Below are 26,301 nucleotides of genomic sequence, written 5' to 3'. Positions count from 1 at the left end.
GTGCTGCGGGTGATCGATTCGCTGCAGCTGACCTCGAAGCACAAGGTCGCCACCCCGGCCGACTGGAAGAACGGCGAGGACGTCATCATCGTCACCTCGGTCTCGGACGAGGAGGCCAGGCAGAAGTTCCCGGCCGGCTTCAAGACGCTGAAGCCCTATCTCCGCACCGTCGCCCAGCCCAAGGACTGACCCGGCAGCGCACTCATGAACGATGCCGCCCGACCGATCGCAGCCGTGCCGGGGGGTACCATCTCCCCCGCCGTCCACGCCATCTTCGACCCGCCGACCGGCAGCGTGCAGTACGTCGTCGCCGATCCCGGGACCGGGGACTGCGCGATCATCGACCCGGTGCTCGACTTCGACCTGAAATCCGGCACCGTCTCCACCCGCAACGCCGACCTGATCCTCGACCATGTCGCGCGGTCCGGGCTGCGGGCCGCCTGGATCCTCGACACCCATCCGCATGCCGACCACTTCTCCGCGGCCGCCTACCTGAAGCACAAGACCGGCGCGCCGACGGCGATCGGCGAGAAGGTCGCTGGCGTCCAGGCGCTGTGGCAGGAGATCTACAACCTGCCGGACCAGCCGACCGACGGGACGGGCTGGGACCGGCTGTTCCGCGACGGCGACAGGTTCCGCATCGGGTCGCTGGAGGCCCGGGTGATGTTCTGCCCCGGCCACACCATGGCCTCGATCACCTATCTCATCGGCGACGCCGCCTTCATCCACGACACCCTGTTCATGCCCGATGGCGGTACGGCGCGGGCCGATTTCCCCGGCGCCGACGCGCGGCAGCTCTGGGCCTCCATCCAGCGCATCCTGGCTCTGCCGGATGACACGCGCCTGTTCACCGGGCACGACTATCGGCCGGACGGGCGCGAGCCGCGCTGGCAGAGCAGCGTCGCCGACCAGAAGGAGCGCAACATCCATGTCGCCGCGGTGTCGGAGGCCGAGTTCGTGGCGCTGCGCCAGGACCGCGACCGGACGCTGCCGCTGCCGGCGCTGATGCTGGCGGCGCTGCAGGTGAACATCCGCGGCGGCCGCCTGCCCGAGCCCGAAGCGAACGGCCGGCGCTACCTGAAAATCCCGCTCGACGCCTTCCCCGGCGCGCCGCAGGGGTGATCCCGCAGGGCGTTTGCGGCGGTCCTGCCGCGGTCCGGCCTTGATCTCCGGCCACTTTGCCGCGACGTTCACCGACTGATTCGGAAATCGCGGAGAGGGCCCATGTCGATGACCACGCGGATGGCGGTGCTGGCCGGGGTGGCGTTGCTGGCGGCCTGCCAGAGCTCGGGCCAGGGCCAGCCGGTGGTGCCGACCCCGACGCCCGGCGGCCCGGCTTTCACCCCGGCCCAGACTGAGGCGCAGGGCTTCCCGCAATGGGTGGCGGGGTTCCGGGCCGAAGCTGCAGCCCGCGGCATCAGCCAGGCGACGCTGGCCACCGCCTTCGACACCGTGCAGTTCCTGCCGAACGTGATCGATTCCGACCAGTCGCAGTCGGAGTTCACCAAGGCGATCTGGACCTATCTCGACAGCGCCGTCTCGGCCGACCGCATCCGCAACGGCCAGGCGATGCTGGCGCAGTGGGGATCGACCGCGAATGCCGCCGAGCAGCGCTACGGCGTGCCGAAGGAGATCGTCACCGCGATCTGGGGCATCGAGAGCAATTACGGCCAGAACTTCGGCTCGACCGAGGTGATCGATGCCCTGGCCACGCTTGGCTATGAGGGCCGCCGCCAGGACTGGGCCAAGGAACAGCTGTTCGCCGCGCTGCAGATCCTGCAGCAGGGCGACATCAACCGCGACCGCATGCTTGGCTCCTGGGCCGGCGCCATGGGCAACACCCAGTTCCTGCCCACGGTGTTCCTGAGCTCCGCGGTCGATGCCGACGGCGACGGCCGGCGCGACATCTGGGGCAGCATCCCCGACGTCATGGCCTCGACCGCCAATTACCTGGCGCAGTCGGGCTGGCAGCGCGGCCAGCCCTGGGGCGTCGAGGTCACTCTGCCGCCCGGCTTCGACTATTCGGTGGCGGAGCTGAGCACCAGGCGCCCGGTGGCGCAGTGGGCGGCGCTGGGGGTGAAGCCGGTCTCCGGCCGCAGCCTGCCGGCGCTGGGCGACGCTTCGGTGATTACCCCGGCGGGCGCCCGCGGCCCGGCCTTCCTGGTCGGCCCGAACTTCAGCGTCATCATGAAGTACAACAACTCGACCAACTACGCGCTGGCGGTTGCCACTTTGTCCGACCGGCTGGCCGGCGGCGGCCCGATCGTCGGCACCTGGCCGCGAGGCGAGCAGCCGCTGTCGCGCAGCGAGGTGCTGGAGCTGCAGTCGCTGCTGACGGCCAAGGGCTTTTCCATCGGCGGCGCACCGGACGGGCTGATCGGGCCGGCAACGCGCGGCGCAATCCGCGCCTGGCAGGCTTCGAAGGGCTTGGTACCGGACGGCTTCGCCACGACGACCCTGCTGCAGGCGGTGCGGGCGGGATAGCCGAGAATCGTAGTTTGGGTTCGCATGGCGAACCCAACTTGGTGCAGCCGGCACGGCGTCGAAATGTTGGGTTCGCTGACGCGAACTCAACCTACGGGCTGGCCGCCAACTCCAGCATCCGCGCCATCAGCGCGGCGACGGCCGGCCGGGCGCTGCCGGTGCGGGTCAGCAGGTGATAGGTGAGCGGGCTGGGCACCTCATGCTCGGCCAGCCGCACCAAGCCGCCCGCTCGGACGGCGCGGTCGGAGAACGGCGCCCGGGCCAGGGCGACGCCCAGCCCGGCCTCCGCCGCCGCCAGGACCAGCGTGTAATCCTCGAAGCGCCGGTCCTGCGGCCGCGGCTTCAGCGCGATGCCGCCGGCGGCGAACCAGGTGCGCCACCCGGTCAGGTCGGAATCGTGCAGCAGCGGCGCCCGTAGCAGCCCATCCGGCAATGGGCCGAGCCGCCGTGCCAGATCGGGATGCGCCACCGGATACAGCCGCTCCGGCAGCAGGCGGACGGCCTGGAGTCCGGGCCAGTTGCCGGCACCGTAGCGCACCGCCAGATCGGCCTCGCCGCCTTCGACATCGGCGTTGCGGCCCTCGACCGCGATCTCGATCCGCAGCGCCGGGTCGCCCTGCTCCAGCGCGGCCAGCCGCCCGAACAGCCACAGCTTGGCGAAGCCCGGCACCACGCTGATCCGCACCACCTCCGGCCCGCGCCGGCGACGCCAGCGCACCGCGGCCTCGTCGATCAGCCGGAACGCCGCCTCGATCCGCGACACGAAGCGCTGCCCGTCCGGCGTCAGCCACACACCTCGGCCATGGCGCTCGAATAGCGCCGTGCCCAGCCAGGCCTCGACCGTCGCAACTCGTCGGCTGACTGCGCCATGGGTCAGGCCCAGCGCTTCGGCCGCCGCGCTGAAGGACTCGTGCCGGGCGGCGGCGCAGATGGTATCGAGGCTGTCGAGCGGCGGGCGCTGGGCAGGCGAGCTGTGATCCATACGCACAGGTCACGCTCGATCGGTGCCGTATGTCAACAGCACGGCCAGTGCAAGAACGGAGGCCCGGCGTCGAATCGAGGTGCTTCCGTGTCCAGCCGCGTTCCTCAGGCCTACGTAGCCGTGGCCGTCACCATCCTGTCCTGGGCGTCGGCTTTCCCGGCGATCCGCCTGGCGCTGCGCGAGCTGCAGCCGGTGCCGCTGGCCGCCGCCCGCTTCGCCGTGGCGGCGCTGCTGGTGCTGGGCTGGCTGGCCTGGCGCCGGCCAGCGCGGCCGGCCCTGCCCGACCTGCTGCGCTTCGCTTTGTGCGGGCTGATCGGCATCGCCGCCTACAACATCCTGCTGAACACCGGGCAGCGCAGCGTCGCTGCCGGCGCCGCCAGCTTCATCGTCAACACCGCGCCGATCCTGACCGCGCTGCTGGCACGGCTGGTGCTGGGCGAGCGCTTCGGCGCCCGCGGCTGGGCCGGCACGCTGGTCAGCTTCGCCGGCATCGCGCTGATCGCCGCGGCCCAGCCCGGCGGCCTGGCCTTCGGCGCCGGCGCCAGCCTGGTGCTGGGCTCGGCGCTGTGCATGGCGTGCTACGTCGTGCTGCAGAAGCCGCTGGTGGCGCGGCACGGCGCTCTGGCCTGCACCGCCTGGACACTGCTGGCCGGCGCACTGTGGCTGTCGCCCTGGCTATCGGAGGCGGCGAGCGAGCTGCCCCACGCCGGCGCGACCACGATCGCCACCGTGATCGGGCTCGGCGTGCTGCCGGCTGCTATCGGCTACGCCACCTGGACCTATGCGCTGGGCCATTTCGGCGCGGCGCGGGCAACCAACTTCCTCTACCTCGTGCCCCCGGTCGCGACCGCGATCGCCCTGCCGCTGCTGGGCGAGGCGCCGGGACCGCAGACGCTGCTGGGTGGCGCGATCGCCATCGCCGGCGTGGTTCTGGTCAACTCGCGTGGGCGCAGGGCGCCGCGGGCGTCATCGCCAGTCCCTAAGCAGACCTGACATTTCCCGTCATTGCGAGCGCAGCGAAGCAATCCAGGGGCTGTACGCACCGGCCCCTGGATTGCTTCGTCGGCTTCGCCTCCTCGCAACGACGGTTTGGGGTTGCTCGTTAAAGCAACCCCAGCTTGTCGCGCGGCGGGCCGGGGAAGTCGGCGAAGGCCGGGGCGCCGTCGGGCGTGCCCAGCAGCTCGCGCACCGCCCTTGTGGCCTGGTCGATCGCCGAGTGGACATAGGCATAGGCGCCGGAATCGGCATTGGCGATCGCGACCCGGCCCCAGGGCTTGCGCGCCGCCACAATCGGCAGCGGGCCGTCCGGCCAGAAGGCGTCCCAGGGCCGCATGTATTCATAGGCGTAGCCATGCGACCAGCGGTTCGCGGTGATCGCCTCGATGTCGCGCGCCGGATCGAAGCCCCCGCCCGACAGCGCCCGGCCCAGCAGGTCGCGGATTTCGCGCTCCATCGTCTCGAAGGTCAGCTGGGTCAGCTGCAGGCGCCCGGACAGCGATTGTTCACGCGACGACAGCCCCGGCTGCAGCGGCATCTTGCTGAGATGCAGCAACACCGGATCCTCCGGCTTGTCGGCAAAGCTGTAGCCGCCCATGCTGACCGGGTAGTCGATCTCCGCCCCCGACCAGAAATGGCCCGGCGCCTCGAAGCCTTCGATGCCGAGCTTCGAAAAAGCGGTCCAGTTGCGGATCAGCACATTGGTGTAGATCAGCGGCACCTTCTGCTGGTCCTGCAGCGCCGGCACCTGCGCCTCGGCCAACTCCTCGGTCAGGAACGGGATCACCCGGTGCCAGCAGGCCAGCACCACATGGCCGGCCTGGACCGTGCGCAGCTTACCCTCTTGCACATAGGCCACGTCGACCGCTTTCGCCGCCGCCGGATCGCCCTGGTGCTTCACCCGCACCACGGTCGAACCCAACCGGATCCGCACAGGCTGGCCGTCGACATCCAGCTTGCCGTAATCGGCCTGGGCGAGGACCAGATCCTCCATGGTGCTGCCGGGGATGGCGGCCGGAATCAGCGACCGCACCAGGGCCCGGGCGATCCCGGCATTGCCGTCGGGGAAGTGGTAGATGTACTCGTCCGGATCGGTGCGGGCCAAGCGGCCGCTGGGGCTCATGGTCGGGTAGACCTCGTCGCCCAGGTCCATGCCGTCGAAGCCGGGATTGCCGTTGGCCCAGGCGTCGACGCAGGTGACCGCGTCGATGCCGGCACCGAAATAGGCCTCGGTCGAGCTCTGGAAATACGCCACCAGCTGCGGATCGGCCTTCACCAGATCGGTCAGGAACTGGGCATAGGTGGTCTTCGACAGCCGGTCCAGCTTCTCGGCCCGCGACAGGCCGGGCAGGTAGTCGGCCGGCGCATCGATCAGGGCGATCAGGTCGTGCTTGGCCTTGTCGGTCAGCGGCGACTGCGGTACCCAGTCGGCGGCGGAATCGGCCTCCTTGACCAGCGCGTCGGCGCCAAAGACCTCCTTCGGGAAGAACACGGCGCGGCCGAGGCCGCGGGTCTCGGCCCAGCCCTGGTCGTAATACTGTTCGAACCGCTTCGGCTCGACCCCGATATCGGCCAGCAGCGCGTTCACCGCCGGGCTGAAATAGCTGGGCGTCTGCAGCGACTGCGACCCGCCATAGCCGAGGATCATGCGGCCGCTGGCGCTGGTGAATTCGTTGCGCTTGGCATGGCCGCCGAAATCATCATGGTTCTCGAGCACCAGGATGCGGGCACCCGCCCCGGCCTGCTTGCGGTACTGCACTGCCGCGGCGAGGCCGGAGATGCCGCCGCCGACCACCACCAGGTCGTAGCGCTCGCCGGTCGCCTCCGGCGCCCCCGCCTTGTCCCAGAAGGTGCCGTCGCGCACCGAGTGCATGACGTTGTAGGAGCCTTCGTGATGGCCGCGCAGGCCGGTCAGCTTCGGCGGATAGGCGGCGGCGGGCCCGGCGGCGAAGGCGCTGCGGGTCAGCGGCCCGCCCAACGCCGCCGCGCCCACCGTCAGGGCGACACCGTCGAGAAAATCGCGCCGGCTGATCGGCCGGCCCATTCCCAGATCGCGATCGGATGACATGGTTGTTCCCCCTCCCTGGCTGACGCCGATTGAGAGGGACCAAGGTGGCGGAATTGCGGTGCGAAGGGGGGCGGTTCAGGCCGGCAACTTCACTCCAATCAGCCGGAAGATCTCGACCTCGCCGTTGCGGCCGCGGACGCGGCGCGGGCCCAGGCTCTTCATCTCGAATTCCGGGCCCAGCAGGGCCGCGGTCTCGGCGCTGATCAGGATCGTCGTGTCCTCGTCGCCCGACAGCACCTTGCCCAACTGCTCCAGCCGGTTGCCGATGTTCACCGTGTCGCCGACGATGGTGTAGCTGGTGCGTCCCGGCGCGCCGATGTTGCCGACCACCACCGGGCCGCTGTGCAGCCCGATGCGCAGCCGCAGCCGCGGCCGGCCGGCGGCGGCGCGGCGGTCGTTCTCCGCCCGCATCACCGCGGCGATGGCCAGCGCCGCCCGGGCGGCCCGCGGCGCATGGTCCTTCAGCTTCTCCGGCGCGCCCCAGAACGCCATCAGGCAGTCGCCGATGAACTTGTCGATGGTGCCGGATTCGGCCTCGACGCAGCGCCCCAGCATGGCGAAATGCTCGTTCAGATAGGCCGCGATCCGCGCCGCCGGCAGCCGCTCCGCCGCACCGCTGAAATTGGCGATGTCGGTGAACATCACCGTCATGACGCGCTCGATCGAGACCACGTCCTCGCCGTCGCCCTTGGTGATGAGGCGGCGGACCAGGCTTTTCGGCACATAGGTCTCGAGCCAGCGCAGCCCGACCAGCATGGTGTTGAAGGCCTGGGCGCCCTCGTTCAGCTCCTTGAACACGCTGCCCGGCAGCGGCTTGAGCTGGCTGAACTCCAGCGTTCCCACCGCCCGCGCCTGGTCGGAGAAGGCGCGCACCGGCCGGGCGATCATGCGGCCGACGAACACGCCGACGATGATCGCCAGCACCATCACCGCCAGGCCGGCCAGGCCGGCGCGGATCACCCGCCAGACTTCGGCGCCGATCGCGTCGCCCGGCACATGGATGCCGAGGATCAGTTGGGTCGGGCCGAAGCCGTAGATGGTGCGATACAGGAAGATCTCGTCCTGGTCGCCGATCTCGACCTCGCGGATCCGCACCCGCGGGTTGCGCACGGTGACCGGCGAGCCCTTGGTCCACAGCGCCGCCAGCAGCTGGTCGCCGACCTGGTCGAGCCGCGGCAGCGGCTCCTCCACCGAAGCGGGCGGCGGGTCGGTGGCCATGCGCGGATGGGCCAGGATCCGGTCCTCGCCATAGAGGATGAAGGGCACCTGCGACGGGTCGCTGGACACCCGCGCCAGGAACTTCGACAGGTCCTGCACCGTGACCACCGCGAACAGGACGCCGACCAGCTTGCCATCCCGCCGCACCGGCTGGCGCAGATTCATCACCGTCGCGTGCGGCCCGTCCTTCAGATACAGGATCTCGCCCCAATAGGCGTCGACCTTGCCGGCCGCCTCGGCCAGCGCCTCGCGGCTCTGCTCGGCCTCGTTCTGCTCATCGAACGTGTCGTAGTTGCCGTCCTGCTGGTGGGTGACGCCGCGGATGTGCAAGTCCTCGGTCAGATAGGCGATCGAGCGCACCTGCGGCGACGCGGCCAGCGCGCCGGTCAGCATGGTCGAGAACTGGTCCATGTTGCCGGGGTCGAGCCGTCCCCGCTGCAATAGCAAAGCCAGGCTGCCGAGCTCGTTCGACACCGGCTCGAGATGCTGGCGCAGCTGCGCCTCGACCGAGGCAACGCCGATCTCGGCCTGGTTGGTCAGGAGGTCGAAGGTGGTGCGCGCCGCCGTGGTCCAGTAGATCGCCAGCACCGCCGCGACCGCGATCGCCACCAGGCCGCCGATGGCGACTGCGAGCGTCCGGGCCAGGGTAACGGTGCGCCGGCGCGGCCTGCCGCCGGAACGGCTGGCCGGCGCCGAGGCCTCGGCGGAAAGCGGCAGGGTCATGGGGCGATGGCGGGATCCAGCATGCGGCCCAGCGGCCGGCCGCCGAAGATGTGGATGTGGAGATGCGGCACCTCCTGGTGCCCGTCTTCGCCGATGTTCGACAGGATGCGATAGCCGGGCGCGGCCAGGCCGAGATCGCGGGCAACCCGGCCGACCGCCCGGGTCAGGGCCGCGACCTCGGCGTCGCTGGCGCGCTCCGAGAAATCGTCCATCGAGACATAGGCGCCCTTGGGGATGACCAGCACATGCACCGGCGCCTTCGGGCCGATGTCGTGGAAGGCCAGGACGTGGTCGTCCTCATAGACCTTCCTGCACGGCAGCTCGCCGCGCAGGATGCGGGCGAAGACGTTGTTCGGATCATAGGCCATCGGTCGTCCTCGATCTGCGCTGATGATGACACATGCTGCTGAATCGCGGCGAAATTCAGCCGCCGTCCAGCGACGCTTGTCATGCGGGCGGCGACCTGTTGTCGCGGTTCCGGCCGGCCCCTCCCGCACGGGCGGGCGCGGTCACTCCGTCGGCCGCGCCGCCTTTTCGGCGATGCCGCTGACGCCTTCCCGCGCCTCCAGCACTGCCCAGACCGTCTCCGGCGCCACCCCGGCATCGGCCCACAGCACCAGGAGATGATAGAGCAGGTCGGCGCTTTCGGCGGCGATGGCGTCGGCATCGCCGCGCATCGCCTCAATCACGGTCTCGACCGCTTCCTCGCCCAGCTTCTGGGCGATCTTCGGCCGGCCGCGGGCGAACAGCTTGGCGGTGTAGCTGGAGGCGGGATCGGCGCCCTGCCGCGACCGGATCACGGCGGCCAGCCGGTCCAGCACCCGGGCGTCGATCTGCGGCCCCGCGCTCATGCCGCCATCCGCACCGGCAGCCCGGCCGCGGCAAGGTGCTGCTTGGCCTGGGCGATCGAATAGGTGCCGAAATGGAAGATCGAGGCGGCGAGAAGCCCGGTCGCGCCGCCGGACAGCGCCCCATCGGCGAGATGGTCGAGTGTGCCGACCCCGCCAGAGGCGATGATCGGGATGCCGACCACCTGCCGGATCCGCTGCAGCAGCCCGAGGTCGAAGCCTTCCTTGGTGCCGTCGCGGTCCATCGAGGTCACCAGCAGCTCGCCGGCGCCGGCTTGCGCCATCCGGTCGGCCCAGTCGACCGCGTCGATGCCGGTGCCCTTGCGGCCGCCATGGGTGAAGATCTCCCATTTGCCATCGGACACCTGCTTGGCGTCGATCGCCACCACCACGCATTGCCGGCCGAACTTGATCGCAGCCTCGGACACCAGCTCCGGCCGGGCTACGGCGGCAGAGTTGATCGACACCTTGTCGGCCCCGGCCAGCAGCAGCGCCCGCACATCGTCGACGCTGCGCACGCCGCCGCCCACGGTCAGCGGCATGAACACCTGCTCGGCGGTGCGGCGGACCACGTCGAACAGCACGCCGCGATTCTCATGGGTCGCGGCGATGTCGAGATAGACCAGCTCATCCGCGCCCTCGCGGTCATAGTGCCGGGCCTGTTCGACCGGATCGCCGGCATCGACCAGGTTCTCGAAGTTCACGCCCTTGACCACCCGGCCGTCCTTGACGTCGAGGCAGGGAATGACCCGGACCTTGAGCATGACTTACGCCTCCACCGGCACCGGACCGGACAGGATCGCCAGCGCCTGCTTCGGGTCGATCCGCCCGTCATAGAGGGCGCGGCCGCAGATCACCCCGGCGATGCCCGAGCGCTCCTCACGCTTGATCACCCGCAGGTCGTCGAGCGAGGAGGCGCCGCCCGAGGCGATCACCGGCGTGGTCAGGGCGAAGGCCAGGTCGGCCGTGGCCTCGACATTCAGCCCGCCCATGGCGCCGTCGCGGTTGATGTCGGTATAGATGATCGCGGCGACGCCGGAATCCTCGAAGCGCAGCGCCAGGTCCAGCACCTTGACGGTCGAGGTCTTGACCCAGCCTTCGATCGCCACGAAGCCTTCCCGCGCGTCGATGCCGACCGCGATCCGGCCGGGCCAGCGGCGGCAGGCCTCGCGCACCAGATCCGGGTCGCGCACCGCGACCGTGCCCAGCACCACCCGGGCCACGCCGCGCTCGAGCCAGAACTCGATCCGCTCCAGGTCGCGGATGCCGCCGCCCAGCTGCACCGGCAGCGAGGTGGCCTTGAGGATGCCGCCGATGGCCTCGGCATTCACCGGATGGCCGGCGATGGCGCCGTTCAGGTCGACCACATGAATCCAGCTGAAGCCCTGTTCGGCGAAGGCCTTGGCCTGCTCGGCGGGGTCCAGGTTGAACACGGTGGCTTCGCTCATCTCGCCGCGGACGAGACGGACGCAGTGTCCGTCCTTCAGATCGATGGCCGGATAGAGGATCATGGTGTCGGGTCCAGCCCCGCCTCGGACAGCGGGATCAGTGGTTTGTGGAAGTAGCAGCCGCCGATCAGGCGGCCATTCACGCGGGCATAATACGGGTTCGTCGCCCAACGGACGAATCCCAACCTCTCGAACAGGTGGATCGCCGCGGACTGGGTCTCGCGCACGTCGAGGGTCAGCAGGCGGTAGCCGCGGGCACGCGCCTCGGCCTCCGCCGCCTCGGCCAGCATCCGGGCCAGGCCGTGGCCGCGAGCCCAGGGGGCGACGAAGATCCCGGTCAGCCCGGCGGCGAAGGCCTGCGCCTCGTTGTTCACCGGCGGCTCCACCAGCTGGATGGCGCCGGCGATGACCTCGTCGAGCCGGCCGACGAACAGGTGCCGGCCCGGCATGGCGACGACGCCGCCCCAATACCGTTCCATGGTCTCGCGCGGCGGCGGCTTGACCCAGCCGAAGCCGCCGCCCTCGAGGATGGCGAGCTCGGCCGCGTCGCACAGGTCGTGCAGGTCGCTGCTGCGGACCCGGTCGAGCCGGCCGACGGACACCTCCGGCACAGAGGCAGTCGCTTCGGTCATGGCGTCCAGGTCACGAAGTTGCCGAGCAGCCTCAGCCCGGCCGCCTGGCTCTTCTCCGGATGGAACTGCACGCCGATCCAGTTGTCGCGGCCGACCGCGGCGGTCTGCGCCCCGCCATAGTCGACCGTCGCCAGCACCTCGGCCGGGTCGGCCGGCACCATGACATAGGAATGGGCGAAATAGACGTCCTGGCCGGCCAGCCCGTCCAGCACCGGATGCGCCGCCTCCACCGCCAGGGTGTTCCAGCCCATCTGCGGCACCACCAGGTCGGGGTCGGCCGGGGCCAGCGGCACCACCGCGCCATGGATCCAGTCGAGGCCGAGGAAGTCGCCATGCTCATGGCCGACCCCGGCCATCACCTGCATGCCGACGCAGATACCGAGAAAGGGAATGCCGGCCTGCTTCACCCGCTCGTCCAGCACCTCGCGCAGGCCCGGTATCGCGCCGAGGGCCTGGCTGCAGTCGCCGAAGGCGCCGACGCCCGGCAGCACCAGCCGGTCGGCCCGGCGCACCACCTCGGCATCGGCGGTGACGATGATCTCCTGCGATACCCCACGCTCCGCTGCGGCGCGTTCCAGCGCCTTGGCCGCCGAGCGGAGGTTGCCGGAGCCGTAGTCGATCACGGCGATGGCCATGCGGGAGTCCCGGAGCTAGAGGGAGCCGCCGAGCGTGCCCTTGGTCGAGGGCACAGCGTCCGGGCGGCGGCTGTCGATGGCGGTGGCGGCGCGCAGCGCGCGGGCCAGCGCCTTGAAGCAGCTTTCGACGATATGGTGGTTGTTCTCGCCGTACAGGTTGGCGACGTGCAGCGTCAGCCCGGCATTCTGGGCGAAGGCGTGGAACCATTCGCGGAACAGCTCGGTGTCCATCTCGCCCAGCTTGTCGCGGGTGAAGCGGACATCCCACACCAGATAGGGCCGGGCCGAGATGTCGACGGCGACGCGGGACAGCGCCTCGTCCATCGGCACATGCGCCTCGCCATAGCGCTGGATGCCGCGGCGGTCGCCCAGCGCCTTGGCGAAGGCCTGGCCGAGGGTGATGCCGACATCCTCGGTGGTGTGGTGGAAATCGATATGGAGGTCGCCCTCGGCCCGGACCGTCAGGTCGAACAGCCCGTGCCGGGCCAGCTGGTCCAGCATATGGTCGAGGAAGCCGACACCGGTCTGGATGTCGGAGCGGCCGGTGCCGTCGAGATCGACCGTGGCGCTGATCCGCGTCTCGCGGGTGACGCGGTCGACGGTCGCGGAGCGGGCAGAGGCGGCGGGGGTGGAAGCGGTTCCGTCCATGGCTTGGTGTCTTAACAGGAAGACCGGTGCATCGCCAGCCGCCGAGCCATGCCGGGAAAGCAGGGGGCCTGCCGGCAGTGCGCGGGAAAGCAGGCATGACCGCCGGTCTGCGTCTTCTCGACGAAGGGCGGTCATTCTATGATTGTGAGAGAGCACGGGAATGACTGATGAGCCAGATTCGGCCTACCGACGCCACCACGATGCGCACGAAGGCATGGCGGGTCCGGCGCATCGAGGATGGCCTTGCCGCAGCGCGCGAAGGTCGCGTGCGCCCTGCTGATGTCGTGTTTGCAGAGATTGCCGCAAAGCATGGCTGGACACGCGGGCTCCCACCTCCCTGATCCCCTGCCGGACGGTCGCCGAGACTTGATCCCCCCGCCGGATGGCCCAATCTAGGCGGTGCGGGCCGGACGGCCCGTCCTATCCTCAGCGTTTCCGGAATCCTGCATGTCGTCTTCCGAGAGTGCCGCCTGGCACGGCACCACCATCCTCGCCGTGCGCAAGAACGACCGCGTCGTCATCGCCGGTGACGGTCAGGTCACCGCCGGCAACACCGTGATGAAGGGCACAGCCCGCAAGGTGCGCCGCCTGGGCGACGGCAGCGTCATCGCCGGCTTCGCCGGGGCGACGGCCGACGCCATGGCGCTGTTCGAGCGGCTCGAGGCCAAGCTGGAGAAGCACCCGGGCCAGCTGGCCCGCGCTTGCGTCGAGCTGGCCAAGGATTGGCGCACCGACCGCTATCTGCGCCGGCTGGAGGCGATGATGGCGGTGTGCGACGCCCGAGTGTCGCTGATCCTGACCGGCACCGGCGACGTGCTGGAGCCGGATGACGGGCTGATCGGCATCGGCTCCGGCGGGCCCTTCGCGCTGGCCGCCGCCCGCGCCTTCATGGAGAGCCCCGAGCTGGACGCCGAGACTGTGGCGCGCAAGGCGATGAAGATCGCCGGCGACATCTGCATCTACACCAACCACAACGTCACTCTGGAAAGCCTGTGATCGCGGCCCCCGCCGACCGACCCGAGGCCGCGAAGGACCCGAAATGACCGACACCGCCAATTTCAGCCCGCGCGAGATCGTCTCCGAGCTCGACCGCTTCATCGTCGGCCAGCACGACGCCAAGCGCGCCGTCGCCATTGCGCTCCGCAACCGCTGGCGCCGCCAGCAGTTGCCGGAAGCGCTGCGCGAGGAGGTGCTGCCGAAGAACATCCTGATGATCGGACCGACCGGCGTCGGCAAGACCGAGATCGCGCGCCGCCTGGCGAAGCTGGCCAACGCGCCGTTCCTGAAGGTCGAGGCGACCAAGTTCACCGAGGTCGGCTATGTCGGCCGCGATGTCGAGCAGATCATCCGCGACCTCTTGGAGATCGCGATCAAGATGACCCGCGAGACGCTGCGCAAGGAGGTCGCGGCCAAGGCCGAGATCCGCGCCGAGGAGCGGGTGCTGGACGCGCTGGTGGGCGAGAACGCCTCGGCCGAGACCCGGCAGAAGTTCCGCAAGATGCTGCGCGAGGGCCAGCTGAACGACCGCGAGATCGAGATCCAGGTGGCCGATACCGGCGGCGGGATGCCGACCTTCGACATTCCCGGCATGCCGGGCGCCCAGATGGGGATGCTCAACCTCAACGACATGTTCGGCAAGGCCTTCGGCAACCGCACCAAGCCGCGCCGCATGACCGTGGTGGAGAGCCACGCCGTGCTGCTGGCCGAGGAATCGGACAAGCTGCTGGACCAGGAGAAGGTGACGGCCGAGGCGATCCACCTGGTCGAGCAGAACGGCATCGTGTTCCTCGACGAGATCGACAAGATCACCGCGCGGTCGGAGCGCGGCGGCGCCGATGTCAGCCGCGAGGGCGTGCAGCGCGACCTGCTGCCGCTGATCGAGGGCACCCAGGTGGCGACCAAATATGGCACGGTGCGCACCGACTACATCCTGTTCATCGCCTCCGGCGCCTTCCAGCTGGCCAAGCCGTCCGACCTGCTGCCGGAGCTGCAGGGCCGCCTGCCGATCCGGGTCGAGCTGCAGGCCCTGACCCGCGACGATTTCCGCCGCATCCTGACCGAGCCGGAGCACAGCCTGGTCAAGCAGTACACGGCGCTCCTCGGCACCGAGGAGGTGACGCTGGACTTCACAGAGGACGCGATCGACGCCCTGGCCGACCTGGCGGCGGAGGTGAACCGCGCGGTCGAGAACATCGGTGCCCGCCGGCTGCACACGGTGCTGGAGCGCCTGCTGGACGAGGTCAGCTTCACCGCCTCCGACCGCTCCGGCGAGACGGTGCGGATCGACGCGGCCTATGTCCACGACAAGGTCGGGGCGCTGACCAAGAACGCCGATCTGAGCAAGTTCATTCTGTAAGCGTCGGCAAAAGGGGGATCGACATGTCCGTGAGGCGCTTCGGCCCCTATGACCTGACCGTGCTCCTCGACGGCATCTTCGAGGCCCCCAAATCCGTGCTGATCCATGCCGCCGGCGAGGAAGCACGCCGGCGGCTGATCGACGGCTGGCCCGGCGACAAGATCAGCATCGACGTCAACTGCTATCTGCTGCGGGGAGAGAACGGGGTCTCGCTGATCGATGCCGGCACCGGCGACCATTGGGGCTCGGCGCTCGGCAAGGCGCGCGAGGCCCTGGCGGCGGCCGGGGTGCGCCCGGAGGAGGTCGACCGCGTGCTGCTGACCCATCCGCACGGCGACCACGCCCTCGGCCTGCTCGACGGCGATCAGGCCTGGCTGCCGCGAGCCGAGATCCTGTTCCCGGAAGGGGATTTCGCCTTCTTCAGCGATCCGGCCGTCGCCGAGACCTTTCCGCCGGCCCGGCGCGGCAACTTCAAGACCGTCGCCACCCTGACCCGGGCCTATGCCGGCCGCCTCCGCGCCGTCGCGCCGGGGCCGGTCGACGGCATGCCCGGGGTCGAGGCCGTGCCGCTGCCCGGCCACACGCCCGGGCACAGCGGCTATCTGATCGGCGAGGGCCGGGACGCCCTGCTGATCTGGGCCGATGCCTTCCACCTCGGCGCCCTGCAGGTCGAAGACCCGGAGGCCGGCCTCGAATACGACCTCGATCCGGCGCTGGCCGTGCGGAGCCGCCGCTTCCTGTTGGAAGAGGCGGCGAAGCATGGCTGGCGGGTCACCGGCAGCCATGTCAGCCCGATCGGCCGGATCGAGGCCGGCGACCGGGGCTGGCGGTTCGTCGAGGGCTGAGGCCCCCGCGGGACAAGCCGCGCGGAGGCCATCCCGCCTATTTCGCGTTCAGCAGCTCGGTGACCTTGAGCAGCACGAACTCCTCATCGTCCTGCCGGTCCACGGCGCGGCCGGAGGAGAAGGGCAGGTTGTTGTCGTTGGCGACGATGATGTGGTCGGCGTCGACCCGCGCCACGTTCTCGATGGTGACGAAGGGGAAGCTCAGCACTCCGTCATGCCCGCCCTGGCGCGCCTTGTGCTGCGGGTCCTGCATCGCCAGCAGGTCGATCGAGCCGATCTTGCGCAAGGTCCCGTCGGCATCGGCATCCGCCAGGTCGACCAGGAACACCCGCTTGAGCTTGGCCGGGGTGGCGAAGCAGTCCGGCTTCGGCGCGCCCTGGCAGGCGCTGGCCACGTCGCCCTCGCCCTGGTCGCGCTCGATGATCAGGCCGCGGGTGCCGCCGATCAGGTTGAAGTCGCCGATCGAGTTGCCGTTGGCCTCGAGCCGGTACTTCCACGACTTGCCGGTGAAGCTTTTCGACGCGACGTCGAATTCGAGCACGCGCAGCAGCTCATGGCCCTGGGCGTCGGTTTCCGGCGCGCCCTTGGCCGCATCCCACAGCCCGCCCTCGAGCAGCGGGTACAGGGTCTTGCCGTCCTCGGACGCCGCCATGCCCTCGAAGCCCTTGCTGCGGCGCGATTCGAAGGCGACCGGGCCGGGGGCGCCCGGCATGGTGATGTAGGGATTGTCGGGCGAGCGCACCGGCTTGCCGTCCGCCACCGTGTCGACCACGGTCAGCACCCGGCCAGCCGCGTCGGTCTCGATCAGGAACGGGCCAAGCTCGTCGCCGAACCAGTAGTGGTCGCCGACCAACTGCACCGATTCGATGTCGAAATCGGCGCCGGTCAAATAGCGCTCCTTGGTCGCCTCGGTGACGATGCGGAACGGCACCTTCCGGTCCGGGTCGCTCAGGAACAGCGTGTTCAGCACCGACACCCGGCCCGCCTGCCAGTCCGGCTTTACCCGGTGCACCATCAGCATCGCGTCCGGCGAGTTCGCCTTGGCGCCGAAGCCGTTGTCGGTGATGACGACATATTCGCCGTTGCCGACCGGCTTGATGCCGCTGAAGCCCTGCACCGCCTGGCCGACGAAGGGGAACAGCACGCCGGTCTCGCGCACCGCATCCTTGGCTCCGGTGGTGCCCATGACGCTGAAGGGCCGATCGATCCGGGCCAGGGTCGGGCCGGCGAACTTGGCCGAGGTGGCGAACATCGCCGGCGCATCGGCCGGCGGCGCAGCGAAGGTCATCGCCGGCAGCACGGCATGACCTTCCAGCACCGCCGGATAGGCCGGCGGCGCTGGGTCGTCGCCCGCAAGGGCAGGGGCGACGGACAGGGCCAGGATAAGCAGGGACGCGGCGGCGCGGCGGAACGGAAGCATGGGATCCCCTCTCGAACGGAACGCGGCGGGAGAGTGGGGATGGCCGATGACGGCCGGATGACAGGTACGTGAAAGTCTCGGGACTACGCGGCCGCCTGCGCCTCCGCGGTCATCCGCGCCACCAGCCGGTCGATCTCCGCCTCGGCCGCCTGCAGCGACTGCTGGATCCGCTCATCGGCGAACTCGTCGTACTCCGCGGCGATCGACACCGCGTCGGTGATGCCGATGTAGCGGAACACCGTCTGCAGATGCGGCTCGACATGGTTCAGGCCGGCGATGCGTTCCCCCGGCCCGTAGCCCCAGTCGCCGCGGGCGCCGAGCATCACCAGCCGCTTGCCGGACAGCATCGGCCAGTAGGGCTCGCCCGGCCGGCTGCGGTCGAAGCCGAAGGTACGGCCGACCCGGACGATATTGTCGACCCAGGCCTTCATCTGCGCCGGCAGGCCGAAATTGTACATCGGCACCCCGGCGACGATCAGATCGGCGCGCTCCAGCTCGTCGACCAGCGCGTCGCTGACCGCCAGGGTCGCGCGCATCTCCGGCGTCCGCCGCTCCGGCTTCGTGAACGCAGCGGCGATCCAGGCCTCGGTCACCGGCGGCGGCGGCTCCAGCCCGACATCGCGGCGGATCACCGTGTCGTGCGGCCGCCGGGCCAGCCAGGCCTCGACGAAACAGGCCGACAGGCGGCGCGTGTGCGAGCGGCCGAGGCGGGCGCTGGAATCGATGTGCAGGATCGTGGTCATGGCTAAGCTCCGGAAGGTCTCCAGCCCAGCAGATGTGCGCTTTCCGGCTTGCKGACAAAGGCGAATCCCTCATCCTATGGCTGAGACAGATTCATCCGTCCGGACCACCATGCGCCGCCTGCCCCCGCTCGCCGCCCTGCGCGCCTTCGAGGCCGCCGCCCGCCATCTCAGCTTCAAGCACGCCGCCGAGGAGCTGCTGGTGACCCCGACGGCCGTGAGCCACCAGATCCGCCTGCTGGAGCAGACGATGGGGCTGCGGCTGTTCGAGCGGCGGACCCGGCAGGTGGTGATGACCGAGGCGGCGCAGCGCCTGTACCCGGTGCTGCGCGACGGCTTCGACGCCTTCGCCCGCACCATCGACGGGCTGTCGGCCAGATCCCGGCCGAGCACCGTGACCCTGACTGCCACCCGCGCCTTCACCGCCCGGCTGCTGGTGCCCCGCGTCGCGTCGTTGCAGGAGCGGCGGCCGGACGTCACCCTGCGCCTGCTGGCGGCGGACGAGCCGGTCGATCTCGCCGCCGGCACCGCCGACCTGGCCATCCGCTATGGCGGCGGCGTGTATCCCGGGCTGCGGTCGGAGCCGCTGGGCACTGACCGGCTGGCGCCGGTGGCGCATCCCGCGCTGGGGCTGACGGCGCCGGAGCAGCTGGCACAGCACCGGCTGGTGCATTTCGAGTGGCGGGTGCCGCATCCGGAGAAGCCATCCTGGCCGCGCTGGTTCGCCGCCGCGGGCCTGCCGGAGCAGAGCRCCTCGGCCTTGCACTGCACCGATGAGAGCCACGCCATCCAGGCGGTGGCGGCCGGCCACGGCGTCGGCCTGCTGAGCCTGACGCTGGTGGCGGCGGAGCTGGCGGCCGGCACGCTGGTCCAGCCCTTCGGCCCGGCAATCGAAGGCATGGGCTTCCACTTGGTCCGCCGGCCAGGCCCGGAGGATGAAGCGATGGCGGCGGTGCGGGAGTGGATCTTGGCGGAGTTCGGGAGCAATCGTCCGAGCTGAGCACCGGCTTGCCGTTGGGCGTGACCGGCGCCATGCTTTCCGCTGTCGTCGTTTTGGACAGGCCCATGAAACCGGTCAGAGCCAAAGTGTCCGCATCCGGCGAGATGACTATCCCGCTGGAACGGCGGAGCGCCGTCGGCCTCGAGCATGGCGGCGATGTCCTGGTCGAACTCGATGGTCGTGATATCAGAATCCGGACGGTCGCGGAGGCGGTCGCCCAGGCTCAGGCTATCACGCGGCAGCTGCTCGGTGATCGGTCGGCGGGAGCGTCGGTGGATGACTTCCTGGCCGAACGGAGGAAAGAAGCCGAGCGGGAATGATACCAGCCCTTTGAGATCGATTTTTCGGCTCTTCCCCGTCATGGCGAGGCGCGCAGCGCCGTGGCCATCCATCGGGTCGGGACCGCTGGATGGCCACGCCCCTTCGGGGCTCGCCATGACGGGCTAATGTTTCGTCGGCAAGGCTCGCACCGCCGGTGCGAGCCGCCTACCCCTCCCGCTGGCGCTTGAGCACGACGTAGAGCGCGCCGGCGCCGCCGTCGCGGGGATGGGCCGGGGTGATGGCCAGGATCTTGTCGCGCAGCGGCCGCTCGTTCAGCCACAGCGGCACATTGGCCCGCAGCACGCTGTCGCCGTTCGAGAAGCTGCCCTTGCCGGTGATCACCAGCAGCGTCTTCTTGCCCGCCCGCTGGGCCGCGGCGACGAAGCCGATCAGCGCGTCATGCGCCTCGATCTGGCGCATGCCGTGCAGGTCGAGCCGGCCCTCGATCTCCTGCTTGCCGCGGCGCAGCCGGTCGGCGCGATGCCCGTCGATGCCGGTCAGATCGCCGGAGCGCAGCCGCTTCGGCGCGGCGGCCGGAACAGTCTGCTTCGGCGCCGCGGCAGCAGGCCGCTGGCCGGGCGGTGCCGGGCGCGGCGGCGGGGACGGCGCTGGTTCAGGCGGAGGCGGCGGAGGGGATGCAGTGTCGTGCGGCCGCAACGGCGCGACATCCTGCGTCACGAGACGCCACAGGCGGCGCTCTTCCTCGCTCGGTTTGCGGGTCTTGGCCATGCCGGATCAGCGGTTGCCACCCTCGGCCGAACGGCCGCGGCCCGGACGGGGCCGGGCCGGACAGGTCAGGATCGCCAGCATCGGCGGGTCAGTTGGGTTCGCGGGTCTCGACCAGCGCCCAGTTCGGGTCGGTGGCACGAGTGTTGCGGGCGAAGGTCCAGATGTCCGTGACCTCGACCGTCTGGTCCGGGCTGCCCTCGATCACCGTGCCGTCGGCGTCACGCAGCACGGTCTTCTGGCGCGAGCCCAGGCGCACGGTGACGAAGGCGGTGCGGCCGTCCATCCGGGCGTCGATGATCTCGGCCCGGTCGACCGATTCCACCGTCTCCTCCAGCGTGTGGCCGGCGGCCAGGCGGTCGCGGATCGCGGCGCTGAACTCGTCATACAGCTCGTCGGACAGCAGCGGCCGCAGCGTCGCGGTGTCGCCGCGGGCGAAGGCCTCGACGATCATCTTGAAGGCGGCACGGGAGCCGCCGACGAAGCTGCTCTCGCTGAAGCTGCGGTCGGCGATCTTGATCTGGGTCAGCCCGCTGGCCGGGCCGGCCTCGCCATTGCCGGCGGGGCGCGGCCGCTCCGGCATGGTCACGACGTTGTCGGGGGTGCGGGCCTCGGGCCGCTGCGGCTGCTGGGCGATCGGGTTCGGGCGCCGCTGCTCGGTTCCCGTCCGCCGGCCGAGCACGCTGCGCAGCCGCAGAATCAGGAACCCGGCGATCACCGCCAGAACCAGGATATCGAGGAAAGAGCCTTCGCCCATCGCTCCCTTCACTTGTCGCGCGCCCGCGCCGGCGCCGAATGCATCGCTCTGGACCCGGGCGCCGCGCGACACTACCTCTTGGTCGGCCTGTCCGGATGAAGCAAACACTCGGCGGACAGCCGTCCAGGCCAGGATGCGCGGTCAGGAACGACGCCTGCCCCCGACAGATAGGCTGCCGACCCCCAAACGGCAAGGGAAACCGATGCCCCTCCTCGCCCTGCTGCTTCTTGTCCCGGTCCTGGCCGAGATCACGGTGTTCATCGTGGTCGGCCGCTGGATCGGCGTGCTCGCCACCCTGGTGCTGTTCGTCGCCATCGGCATCATCGGCTCACTGCTCCTGAAGCGCCAGGGGATGCGCGCGCTGCGCGAGATGCAGGCGGCGCTGGCCCGCGGCGAGCCGCCGGCCGAGCCGGTCGCGCATGCCGCCCTGCTGGTGCTGGCGGCGCTGCTGCTGATCTTCCCCGGCTTCCTCAGCGACCTGATGGCGCTGCCGCTGCTGCTGCCGCCGGTGCGGCGCATGCTGATCCGCTGGCTCGGCGCGCAGGCCAAGCGGCGTGGCGGCTTCACCGTCTGGCCCGGCGGGCGCAGGCCCGGCGGCACGGTGATCGACGCCGACTACACCGAGGTCAAGCCCGAGGGCGGCCGCGACCCGTCGCTGCCGCGGATCGAGGAATCGCGCTGGCGCGGCCCGGAGGACGGGGATGGGCAGCGCCGATCCTGACCGGCACCCCTGGGTTGTAGCCGCCACGGGTTCCGTGCTAGCGAGACCCGCGTCATTAGCCGGCCAGCCGAGCCAGAGTTTCCAGGGAGAGTTTTCATGTCGGACGTCAACCAGCAGCCCGACGGCGATCAGCAGCTGCAGCCGTCGCTGCAGATCTCGGCGCAATACGTCAAGGACCTGTCCTTCGAGAACCCGAACGCGCCGCGCAGCCTGACCCAGCAGTCGACGCCGCCGCAGGTCACGGTCAATGTCGACGTCCGCACCCAGCAGCTGGCCGAGAACGCCTTCGAGGTCGTGCTGCACATCAAGGCCGAGGCCAAGACCGGCGACGCCGCCACCTTCCTGTGCGAGCTGAGCTATGGCGGCGTGGTCACGCTGGCCAATGTGACCAAGGAGCAGACGGCACCGCTGCTGCTGATCGAGGCGCCGCGCCTGCTGTTCCCCTTCGCCCGGTCGGTGATCGCCGAAGCCACCCGCAACGGCGGCTTCCCGCCGCTGCTGATCCAGCCGATCGACTTCACCGAGCTGTTCCGCCGCCAGCTGGCCGCCCTGCGCGCCCGCTCCGAGGCCGAAGGCCAGCCGAGCGTGAACTGACACCGGCCCTTTCCCTATTTTCTGTCATTGCCGGGCTTGACCCGGCAATCCAGGAGATGTCGACAGCCTCTGGATGCCCGGGTCAAGCCCGGGCATGACAGTTTAAGGGGTGTGCGAAGCGACCTCTCCTATCCCTCACCCCTCCTTCAGCCACAGCGGGTCGGTCAGGCCCTGGATGAAGGCGAGATGGGCGGCCAGCTCCTCGGCCGTCGGGGCGTGCGGGCGCGGCGGGCGGGCGACGCGTTCGACCAGGATGGTGGTCTCGGTGATCTCGACCGTCGTGGTGATGGCCAGGCCGGGCTCGCGGCCGCCGCACATCTCCAGCCAGACCTCGGCCAGCAGCTGGGCGTCGAGCAGCGCGCCGTGCAGCGTGCGGCCGGAATTGTCGATGCCGAAACGGCGGCACAGCGCGTCGAGCGAGGCCTGGGCGCCGGGCCAGCGCCGCCGGGCCAGCGCCACCGTGTCGATCGACCGCGCCATCGGGATCGCCGGCAGGCCGAGGCGGCCGAGTTCCATGTTCAGGAAGCCCATGTCGAATTGGGCGTTGTGGATCACCAGCTTGGCGTCGCCGATGAAGTCCAGGAACGCGCCCGCGACCTCGGCGAAGACCGGCTTGTCGGCCAGGAACTCGTCGGTCAGCCCGTGTATCCGCTGGGCCTCGATCGGCACCAGCCGCTCGGGGTTGATGTAGACATGATGGTGCCGGCCGGTCGGCACGTGGTTGATCATCTCGACCCCGCCGATCTCGACCAGGCGGTCGCCGCCCAGCGGGTGCAGGCCGGTGGTTTCGGTGTCCAGGACGATCTCGCGCATCACACCACCTTCAATGAGGGCCGCCAGCGCCGCCCCGGCCGGGCCAGCGCCCGCCGCCGCAGCGCTCTCAGGGCCAGCCGCGTCGGCCGGCGGCCAAGGCCGGTCGGCACCACCCAATCCGCCCGGCGCCGCTTCTCGCGGTCGGGCATCTGCGCCGCCAGGATGGCGGCGAATTTCCCAGGCGTCATCCCAGGCCGGGACAGCACCCGCTGGCGCTGGATCAGCCGCGGCGCGCTGACCACGGCGACGGCGTCGCAGAAGCGCTCGCCGCCGGTCTCGAACAACAGCGGGATGTCGAGCACCACCAGCGTGTCGCCGCGGCGCCCGGCCTGCTGCAGGAAGCGGCGCATGCGGCGGCGCACCAGCGGGTGCAGAATCGCCTCCAGCCGCCGCAGCTCCGCGGGCTTGCCGAACACCAGCGCTCCCAGCACCTTGCGGTCGACCGCACGGTCGCGCACCGCCTCCGGAAACGCATTGGCCACCGCCGGCACCGCGGCGCCGCCCCGGCGCAGCAGGGCGTGCACCGCGGCGTCGGCGTCATGCACGGCAATGCCGTCGCGCCGGAACATCGCCGCTGCGGTCGACTTGCCCATGCCGATCGAGCCGGTCAGGCCCAGGATCCGCATCAGCCGATCCCCAGCACCGCCGCACGCAACGCGGCATCGACCATCGGCGCCACCCCGAACCAGGCCTCGAATCCGGGCCGCGCCTGGTGCAGCAGCATGCCGACCCCGTCGACCACCGGGTTGGCCCGGGCGCGTGCGGCGGCCAGCAGCGGCGTCTCCAGCGGCACATAGACGATGTCGTTGACCAGCGCCTCCGCCGGCAGGGCGTCGAGCGGCAGGTCCAGCGCCGGCCGGCCGACCATGCCCTCGGTCGTGGTGTTGACCAGCAGGGCGGCTCCATCCAGCGCCGCGGCCCGGTCGGCCCAGTCGACCACCGTGACCGGCCCGCCCAGCTCCGCCGCCAGGGTCTCGGCCCGCGCCCGGGTGCGGTTGGCCAGGCGGATCTCCGGCGCRCCGGCATCGGTCAGGGCGACGATCACCGCCCGGGCGGCGCCGCCGGCGCCGATTACCACCGCCGGGCCACGGCCCGCAGACCAGCCGGGCGCGCCGGCCTGGAGATTGGCCAGGAAGCCGAAGCCGTCGGTGTTGGTGCCGAACAGGCGGCCGTCCTCGCGCATCACGATGGTGTTGACCGCGGCGATGCGCCGGGCCAGCGGGTCGAGCTCGTCGACCACTGCCATCGCTGCTTCCTTGTGCGGCACGGTGACGTTGCAGCCGCGGAAGCCCAGGGCCGCCAGGCCGCGCAGCGCCGCCTCCAGCCGCTCGGGCGCCACCGCCATCGGCACATAGGCGCCGTCGATCCGGTAGCGGGCCAGCCAATGGCCATGCAGCTGCGGCGAGCGGGAATGCCCGACCGGCCAGCCGATCACCCCGGCCAGGCGGCCCTTCGCGGTCAGCACTGCCACGATGCACCATCGGATACCGCGACCAGGATGTTTGCGTTGCCTCTCCCGCTTGCGGGAGAGGTCGGAGACGCGAAGCGGCTCCGGGTGAGGGCCCTTTGTCGAGGCCTAGGCCAGCCCTCACCCGGACATCCTGGCGGATGTCCGACCTCTCCCGCCACGCGGGAGAGGTTACGCGCGATATGCGGCGGCAGGCAGCACCCAATCACGACGGCAGCACCCCATGGTCGCGCAGGAAGCCGAGCAGCGGCAGCAGGGGCAGGCCGAGGACGGTGAAATGGTCGCCCTCGACCTTGGCGAAGAGCTGTACCCCGCGGCCCTCCAGCTGATAGCCGCCGACCGAGGACAGCACCGCATCGTCGACGGCGTCGAGATACCCCTCGAGGAAGACGTGGCTGAAGGACCGCATGGTCAGCTTCGCCCGGTCGGTCGCGTGCCACACCCTCTGGCCGTCGCGCACCGCCACCGCGGTCGAGGTCAGGGTGTGCATGCGGCCGCGCAGCGCCAGCAGCTGGTCGCGGGCCGCCGCCCGGTCCACCGGCTTGTCGTACCAGACGCCCTCGCAATCCAGCATCTGGTCGGCGCCGATCACCAGGGCGCCGGGGTGGCGCCGCGATGCTCGCTGCGCCTTCAGCACCGCCAGCGCCTCGGCCACGTCGGCCGAGGACGCGCCCTCGGCCCGCATCGACGCCTTGACCTCGCCCTCGTCGATCGCCGCCGGGCTGATGGTGACGGTGACGCCGGCGGCCTCGAGCATCGCCCGACGCGTGGCGCTGCCGGAGGCCAGGACCACCGTGCTCATTCTCCGGGAATCCCCGCGCTGCGCCCCCGGCGCGCCAGCAGCGACAGGATCTCCGCTGCCGTCTCCTCGATGGCGCGGCGGGTGACGTCCAGCACCGGCCAGCGGTGCTTGGCGAAATAGCGCCGGGCCTCCGCCACCTCCGACCGCACCTGCTCGGGGTCGACATAATCGGTGGTCTGGGCCTGGTTCAGCATCTGCATCCGGTTGCGGCGCAGCTGGATCAGCCGCTCCGGGTCCTTGGTCAGCCCCACGATCAGCGGCCGGCTGACCCGGTGCAGGTCCTCCGGCAGCGGCAGGCCGGGGACGAAGGGGACATTCGCCGCCTTTACCCCGCGATTGGCCAGATAGAGGCAGGTCGGCGTCTTCGAGGTGCGCGACACGCCGACCAGGATGACGTCGGCCTGGTGAAAGTCGACCGTCAGGTGGCCGTCATCATGCGCCAGCGCGTAGTCCATCGCCTCGATGCGGTGGAAATAGGCGGCGTCCATCGCGTGCTGCCGGCCCGGCCGGCCATGCCCCGCCATGCCGAGCTGCTGCGCCAGCGCCCCCATGATCGGGTCCAGCACCGAGATGCAGGGCACGCCGAGCGTGCCGCACACATCCATCAGCCGGTGGCGCAGCCCGTCATCGACCAGGGTGAAGACGACGACGCCGGGATGGTCGCGGATCTCCTCCACCACCATGTCGAGCTGGCGGTTGGTCCGCACCAGGTTCCAGAAGTGCTCGATCGGCTCAGCGCCTTCGAACTGCGCGAGGCAGGCCCGGGCGACGCTATGAATGGTGTCGCCGGTTGAATCCGAAACGAGATGTAGATGGAACGTCTTCGTCTGCGCCATATCTCCCTTTTATCCCGGAGCCTGGGGATTGTCTGTGGGCAAATTGGGGATGGAACCCGGATTCACGAGGCTTGACGCGATCTGCACCCGCTAGCCGGTGAGTCGTCGACTCTTCCATCCGGCTGGGGACGAGACTCCCGGCCTCCGTGTGTCAGCGGCGAGGCCGGGCGATGCGACCCCGAGTCCTCCCGCCTGTTATGGACAGGGGCGATGGCAAGGG

General features: G+C 70.4%; 30 protein-coding genes. 11 read left to right on the top strand and 19 right to left on the bottom strand.

The features are described from left to right. The 3 genes from AB4Z01_RS13895 to AB4Z01_RS13885 all read left to right on the top strand — a co-directional run. A partial coding sequence (locus AB4Z01_RS13895; protein WP_441694505.1) for a hypothetical protein occupies nt 1-189 on the top strand: 189 nt, incomplete at its 5' end. A 15-nt stretch (nt 190-204) separates the two neighbouring features. Further along, complete coding sequence (locus AB4Z01_RS13890) at nt 205-1,122, top strand: MBL fold metallo-hydrolase (protein WP_441694503.1); 918 nt, start codon at nt 205-207, stop codon at nt 1,120-1,122. Between the two features lie 102 nt (nt 1,123-1,224). Next, a complete protein-coding gene (locus tag AB4Z01_RS13885; protein ID WP_441694501.1) occupies nt 1,225-2,484 on the top strand; it encodes a lytic murein transglycosylase in 1,260 nt (419 codons plus the stop codon). 91 nt (nt 2,485-2,575) lie between these two features. Here the strand turns inward: AB4Z01_RS13885 and AB4Z01_RS13880 are convergent, their stop codons facing one another. Next, nucleotides 2,576-3,466 carry a LysR substrate-binding domain-containing protein gene (locus AB4Z01_RS13880; RefSeq protein ID WP_441694500.1) on the bottom strand — a complete coding sequence of 297 codons (891 nt, stop codon included), beginning with the start codon at nt 3,464-3,466 and terminating at the stop codon, nt 2,576-2,578. A 120-nt stretch (nt 3,467-3,586) separates the two neighbouring features. On the opposite strand from AB4Z01_RS13880, the gene AB4Z01_RS13875 reads away from it, so the two are divergent. Then, nucleotides 3,587-4,459: a DMT family transporter gene (locus AB4Z01_RS13875; protein ID WP_441694498.1), complete on the top strand. Its 873-nt coding sequence runs from the start codon at nt 3,587-3,589 to the stop codon at nt 4,457-4,459. Nucleotides 4,460-4,568: 109 nt separating this feature from the next. Here AB4Z01_RS13875 and AB4Z01_RS13870 read toward each other — a convergent pair whose 3' ends face one another. From AB4Z01_RS13870 to hisB, 9 genes are all read right to left on the bottom strand, one after another. Continuing rightward, nucleotides 4,569-6,530: an FAD-dependent oxidoreductase gene (locus tag AB4Z01_RS13870; protein ID WP_441694496.1), complete on the bottom strand. Its 1,962-nt coding sequence runs from the start codon at nt 6,528-6,530 to the stop codon at nt 4,569-4,571. A 75-nt stretch (nt 6,531-6,605) separates the two neighbouring features. After that, nucleotides 6,606-8,471 carry an adenylate/guanylate cyclase domain-containing protein gene (locus AB4Z01_RS13865; RefSeq protein ID WP_441694494.1) on the bottom strand — a complete coding sequence of 622 codons (1,866 nt, stop codon included), beginning with the start codon at nt 8,469-8,471 and terminating at the stop codon, nt 6,606-6,608. Next, nucleotides 8,468-8,839: a histidine triad nucleotide-binding protein gene (locus AB4Z01_RS13860; protein ID WP_441694492.1), complete on the bottom strand. Its 372-nt coding sequence runs from the start codon at nt 8,837-8,839 to the stop codon at nt 8,468-8,470. The genes AB4Z01_RS13865 and AB4Z01_RS13860 overlap by 4 nt, the downstream gene beginning before the upstream one ends. A gap of 141 nt (nt 8,840-8,980) precedes the next feature. Further along, nucleotides 8,981-9,322, bottom strand: coding sequence for a phosphoribosyl-ATP diphosphatase (locus AB4Z01_RS13855; protein WP_441694491.1), 342 nt, complete (start codon nt 9,320-9,322; stop codon nt 8,981-8,983). After that, entirely contained in the window at nt 9,319-10,083 is a 765-nt protein-coding gene (gene hisF / locus AB4Z01_RS13850; protein ID WP_441694489.1) for an imidazole glycerol phosphate synthase subunit HisF, read from the bottom strand. Before hisF ends, AB4Z01_RS13855 begins: the two co-directional genes overlap by 4 nt. Before the next feature lie 3 nt (nt 10,084-10,086). Further along, complete coding sequence (hisA, locus tag AB4Z01_RS13845; RefSeq protein WP_441694487.1) at nt 10,087-10,830, bottom strand: 1-(5-phosphoribosyl)-5-[(5-phosphoribosylamino)methylideneamino]imidazole-4-carboxamide isomerase; 744 nt, start codon at nt 10,828-10,830, stop codon at nt 10,087-10,089. After that, nucleotides 10,827-11,399, bottom strand: a complete 573-nt coding sequence (locus AB4Z01_RS13840) for a GNAT family N-acetyltransferase (RefSeq protein WP_441694485.1) — start codon at nt 11,397-11,399, stop codon at nt 10,827-10,829. Before AB4Z01_RS13840 ends, hisA begins: the two co-directional genes overlap by 4 nt. Next, nucleotides 11,396-12,034, bottom strand: a complete 639-nt coding sequence (gene hisH, locus AB4Z01_RS13835; RefSeq protein ID WP_441694483.1) for an imidazole glycerol phosphate synthase subunit HisH — start codon at nt 12,032-12,034, stop codon at nt 11,396-11,398. Before hisH ends, AB4Z01_RS13840 begins: the two co-directional genes overlap by 4 nt. Nucleotides 12,035-12,049: 15 nt before the next feature. Continuing rightward, nucleotides 12,050-12,682 (bottom strand): imidazoleglycerol-phosphate dehydratase HisB, encoded by a 633-nt coding sequence (gene hisB, locus AB4Z01_RS13830; RefSeq protein WP_429224914.1) that lies wholly within the window; start codon nt 12,680-12,682, stop codon nt 12,050-12,052. A gap of 447 nt (nt 12,683-13,129) precedes the next feature. Here hisB and hslV point away from each other — a divergent pair, with 447 nt between their 5' ends. The 3 genes from hslV to aidB are packed head-to-tail and all read left to right on the top strand — an operon-like array spanning nt 13,130 to nt 15,883. Beyond that, the gene (hslV, locus tag AB4Z01_RS13825) at nt 13,130-13,678 is read left to right on the top strand and encodes an ATP-dependent protease subunit HslV (protein ID WP_441320646.1); all 549 of its coding nucleotides are present in this window, start codon (nt 13,130-13,132) and stop codon (nt 13,676-13,678) included. A gap of 43 nt (nt 13,679-13,721) precedes the next feature. After that, the gene (gene hslU, locus AB4Z01_RS13820; protein WP_441694481.1) at nt 13,722-15,038 is read left to right on the top strand and encodes an ATP-dependent protease ATPase subunit HslU; all 1,317 of its coding nucleotides are present in this window, start codon (nt 13,722-13,724) and stop codon (nt 15,036-15,038) included. A 23-nt stretch (nt 15,039-15,061) separates the two neighbouring features. After that, on the top strand, nt 15,062-15,883 hold the full coding sequence (gene aidB, locus AB4Z01_RS13815; protein WP_441694479.1) for an AidB family quorum-quenching N-acyl homoserine lactonase: 822 nt from the start codon (nt 15,062-15,064) through the stop codon (nt 15,881-15,883). 37 nt (nt 15,884-15,920) lie between these two features. On the opposite strand, the gene AB4Z01_RS13810 is transcribed toward aidB, so the two are convergent. Next, entirely contained in the window at nt 15,921-17,303 is a 1,383-nt protein-coding gene (locus tag AB4Z01_RS13810) for an esterase-like activity of phytase family protein (protein WP_441694477.1), read from the bottom strand. 83 nt (nt 17,304-17,386) lie between these two features. After that, nucleotides 17,387-18,046 carry an FMN-dependent NADH-azoreductase gene (locus tag AB4Z01_RS13805; protein WP_441694475.1) on the bottom strand — a complete coding sequence of 220 codons (660 nt, stop codon included), beginning with the start codon at nt 18,044-18,046 and terminating at the stop codon, nt 17,387-17,389. Between the two features lie 109 nt (nt 18,047-18,155). Between AB4Z01_RS13805 and AB4Z01_RS13800 the strand changes: the two genes are divergently transcribed. Both AB4Z01_RS13800 and AB4Z01_RS13795 read left to right on the top strand, forming a co-directional pair. After that, nucleotides 18,156-19,043, top strand: coding sequence for a LysR substrate-binding domain-containing protein (locus AB4Z01_RS13800; RefSeq protein ID WP_441694473.1), 888 nt, complete (start codon nt 18,156-18,158; stop codon nt 19,041-19,043). Nucleotides 19,044-19,108: 65 nt separating this feature from the next. After that, the gene (locus AB4Z01_RS13795; RefSeq protein WP_441694472.1) at nt 19,109-19,363 is read left to right on the top strand and encodes a hypothetical protein; all 255 of its coding nucleotides are present in this window, start codon (nt 19,109-19,111) and stop codon (nt 19,361-19,363) included. A gap of 166 nt (nt 19,364-19,529) precedes the next feature. Here the strand turns inward: AB4Z01_RS13795 and AB4Z01_RS13790 are convergent, their stop codons facing one another. Together AB4Z01_RS13790 and AB4Z01_RS13785 are read right to left on the bottom strand one after the other, a co-directional pair. Beyond that, nucleotides 19,530-20,093 (bottom strand): Smr/MutS family protein, encoded by a 564-nt coding sequence (locus AB4Z01_RS13790; protein ID WP_441694470.1) that lies wholly within the window; start codon nt 20,091-20,093, stop codon nt 19,530-19,532. Between the two features lie 88 nt (nt 20,094-20,181). Further along, nucleotides 20,182-20,847, bottom strand: coding sequence for a Tim44/TimA family putative adaptor protein (locus AB4Z01_RS13785; RefSeq protein ID WP_441694469.1), 666 nt, complete (start codon nt 20,845-20,847; stop codon nt 20,182-20,184). Nucleotides 20,848-21,049: 202 nt separating this feature from the next. On the opposite strand from AB4Z01_RS13785, the gene AB4Z01_RS13780 reads away from it, so the two are divergent. After that, complete coding sequence (locus AB4Z01_RS13780) at nt 21,050-21,568, top strand: FxsA family protein (RefSeq protein ID WP_441694467.1); 519 nt, start codon at nt 21,050-21,052, stop codon at nt 21,566-21,568. Nucleotides 21,569-21,664: 96 nt separating this feature from the next. Beyond that, nucleotides 21,665-22,162 (top strand): protein-export chaperone SecB, encoded by a 498-nt coding sequence (gene secB / locus AB4Z01_RS13775; protein WP_441694465.1) that lies wholly within the window; start codon nt 21,665-21,667, stop codon nt 22,160-22,162. 135 nt (nt 22,163-22,297) lie between these two features. Here the strand turns inward: secB and dnaQ are convergent, their stop codons facing one another. The 5 genes from dnaQ to AB4Z01_RS13750 all read right to left on the bottom strand — a co-directional run bounded on the left by dnaQ (nt 22,298) and on the right by AB4Z01_RS13750 (nt 26,081). Next, nucleotides 22,298-22,975 (bottom strand): DNA polymerase III subunit epsilon, encoded by a 678-nt coding sequence (gene dnaQ / locus AB4Z01_RS13770; protein WP_441694464.1) that lies wholly within the window; start codon nt 22,973-22,975, stop codon nt 22,298-22,300. Then, entirely contained in the window at nt 22,975-23,601 is a 627-nt protein-coding gene (coaE, locus tag AB4Z01_RS13765) for a dephospho-CoA kinase (RefSeq protein ID WP_441694463.1), read from the bottom strand. Before coaE ends, dnaQ begins: the two co-directional genes overlap by 1 nt. Continuing rightward, nucleotides 23,601-24,440 (bottom strand): shikimate dehydrogenase, encoded by an 840-nt coding sequence (locus tag AB4Z01_RS13760; RefSeq protein WP_441694508.1) that lies wholly within the window; start codon nt 24,438-24,440, stop codon nt 23,601-23,603. The genes coaE and AB4Z01_RS13760 overlap by 1 nt, the downstream gene beginning before the upstream one ends. A gap of 208 nt (nt 24,441-24,648) precedes the next feature. Next, nucleotides 24,649-25,245 (bottom strand): Maf family protein, encoded by a 597-nt coding sequence (locus AB4Z01_RS13755; RefSeq protein WP_441694461.1) that lies wholly within the window; start codon nt 25,243-25,245, stop codon nt 24,649-24,651. After that, a complete protein-coding gene (locus tag AB4Z01_RS13750) occupies nt 25,242-26,081 on the bottom strand; it encodes a pyruvate, water dikinase regulatory protein (protein WP_441694459.1) in 840 nt (279 codons plus the stop codon). The genes AB4Z01_RS13755 and AB4Z01_RS13750 overlap by 4 nt, the downstream gene beginning before the upstream one ends. Between the last annotated feature and the right edge of the window lie 220 nt (nt 26,082-26,301).

The sequence above is a fragment of the Inquilinus sp. YAF38 genome (assembly GCF_052113205.1).
Lineage (GTDB): Bacteria > Pseudomonadota > Alphaproteobacteria > DSM-16000 > Inquilinaceae > Inquilinus.
Note: the sequence above shows the minus strand (reverse complement) of the source record. Positions and strands in the feature narration are given on the sequence as shown.

What these genes read in the sequence shown, in the direction of transcription:
- AB4Z01_RS13890 (WP_441694503.1), top strand. Translation starts at nt 205, where the DNA reads ATGAACGATGCCGCCCGACCGATCGCAGCCGTGCCGGGGGGTACCATC.
- AB4Z01_RS13885 (WP_441694501.1), top strand. Translation starts at nt 1,225, where the DNA reads ATGTCGATGACCACGCGGATGGCGGTGCTGGCCGGGGTGGCGTTGCTG.
- AB4Z01_RS13880 (WP_441694500.1), bottom strand. Translation starts at nt 3,466, where the DNA reads ATGGATCACAGCTCGCCTGCCCAGCGCCCGCCGCTCGACAGCCTCGAT.
- AB4Z01_RS13870 (WP_441694496.1), bottom strand. Translation starts at nt 6,530, where the DNA reads ATGTCATCCGATCGCGATCTGGGAATGGGCCGGCCGATCAGCCGGCGC.
- AB4Z01_RS13865 (WP_441694494.1), bottom strand. Translation starts at nt 8,471, where the DNA reads ATGACCCTGCCGCTTTCCGCCGAGGCCTCGGCGCCGGCCAGCCGTTCC.
- AB4Z01_RS13860 (WP_441694492.1), bottom strand. Translation starts at nt 8,839, where the DNA reads ATGGCCTATGATCCGAACAACGTCTTCGCCCGCATCCTGCGCGGCGAG.
- AB4Z01_RS13855 (WP_441694491.1), bottom strand. Translation starts at nt 9,322, where the DNA reads ATGAGCGCGGGGCCGCAGATCGACGCCCGGGTGCTGGACCGGCTGGCC.
- hisF (WP_441694489.1), bottom strand. Translation starts at nt 10,083, where the DNA reads ATGCTCAAGGTCCGGGTCATTCCCTGCCTCGACGTCAAGGACGGCCGG.
- hisA (WP_441694487.1), bottom strand. Translation starts at nt 10,830, where the DNA reads ATGATCCTCTATCCGGCCATCGATCTGAAGGACGGACACTGCGTCCGT.
- AB4Z01_RS13840 (WP_441694485.1), bottom strand. Translation starts at nt 11,399, where the DNA reads ATGACCGAAGCGACTGCCTCTGTGCCGGAGGTGTCCGTCGGCCGGCTC.
- hisH (WP_441694483.1), bottom strand. Translation starts at nt 12,034, where the DNA reads ATGGCCATCGCCGTGATCGACTACGGCTCCGGCAACCTCCGCTCGGCG.
- hisB (WP_429224914.1), bottom strand. Translation starts at nt 12,682, where the DNA reads ATGGACGGAACCGCTTCCACCCCCGCCGCCTCTGCCCGCTCCGCGACC.
- hslV (WP_441320646.1), top strand. Translation starts at nt 13,130, where the DNA reads ATGTCGTCTTCCGAGAGTGCCGCCTGGCACGGCACCACCATCCTCGCC.
- hslU (WP_441694481.1), top strand. Translation starts at nt 13,722, where the DNA reads ATGACCGACACCGCCAATTTCAGCCCGCGCGAGATCGTCTCCGAGCTC.
- aidB (WP_441694479.1), top strand. Translation starts at nt 15,062, where the DNA reads ATGTCCGTGAGGCGCTTCGGCCCCTATGACCTGACCGTGCTCCTCGAC.
- AB4Z01_RS13810 (WP_441694477.1), bottom strand. Translation starts at nt 17,303, where the DNA reads ATGCTTCCGTTCCGCCGCGCCGCCGCGTCCCTGCTTATCCTGGCCCTG.
- AB4Z01_RS13805 (WP_441694475.1), bottom strand. Translation starts at nt 18,046, where the DNA reads ATGACCACGATCCTGCACATCGATTCCAGCGCCCGCCTCGGCCGCTCG.
- AB4Z01_RS13795 (WP_441694472.1), top strand. Translation starts at nt 19,109, where the DNA reads ATGAAACCGGTCAGAGCCAAAGTGTCCGCATCCGGCGAGATGACTATC.
- AB4Z01_RS13790 (WP_441694470.1), bottom strand. Translation starts at nt 20,093, where the DNA reads ATGGCCAAGACCCGCAAACCGAGCGAGGAAGAGCGCCGCCTGTGGCGT.
- AB4Z01_RS13785 (WP_441694469.1), bottom strand. Translation starts at nt 20,847, where the DNA reads ATGGGCGAAGGCTCTTTCCTCGATATCCTGGTTCTGGCGGTGATCGCC.
- AB4Z01_RS13780 (WP_441694467.1), top strand. Translation starts at nt 21,050, where the DNA reads ATGCCCCTCCTCGCCCTGCTGCTTCTTGTCCCGGTCCTGGCCGAGATC.
- secB (WP_441694465.1), top strand. Translation starts at nt 21,665, where the DNA reads ATGTCGGACGTCAACCAGCAGCCCGACGGCGATCAGCAGCTGCAGCCG.
- dnaQ (WP_441694464.1), bottom strand. Translation starts at nt 22,975, where the DNA reads ATGCGCGAGATCGTCCTGGACACCGAAACCACCGGCCTGCACCCGCTG.
- coaE (WP_441694463.1), bottom strand. Translation starts at nt 23,601, where the DNA reads ATGCGGATCCTGGGCCTGACCGGCTCGATCGGCATGGGCAAGTCGACC.
- AB4Z01_RS13755 (WP_441694461.1), bottom strand. Translation starts at nt 25,245, where the DNA reads ATGAGCACGGTGGTCCTGGCCTCCGGCAGCGCCACGCGTCGGGCGATG.
- AB4Z01_RS13750 (WP_441694459.1), bottom strand. Translation starts at nt 26,081, where the DNA reads ATGGCGCAGACGAAGACGTTCCATCTACATCTCGTTTCGGATTCAACC.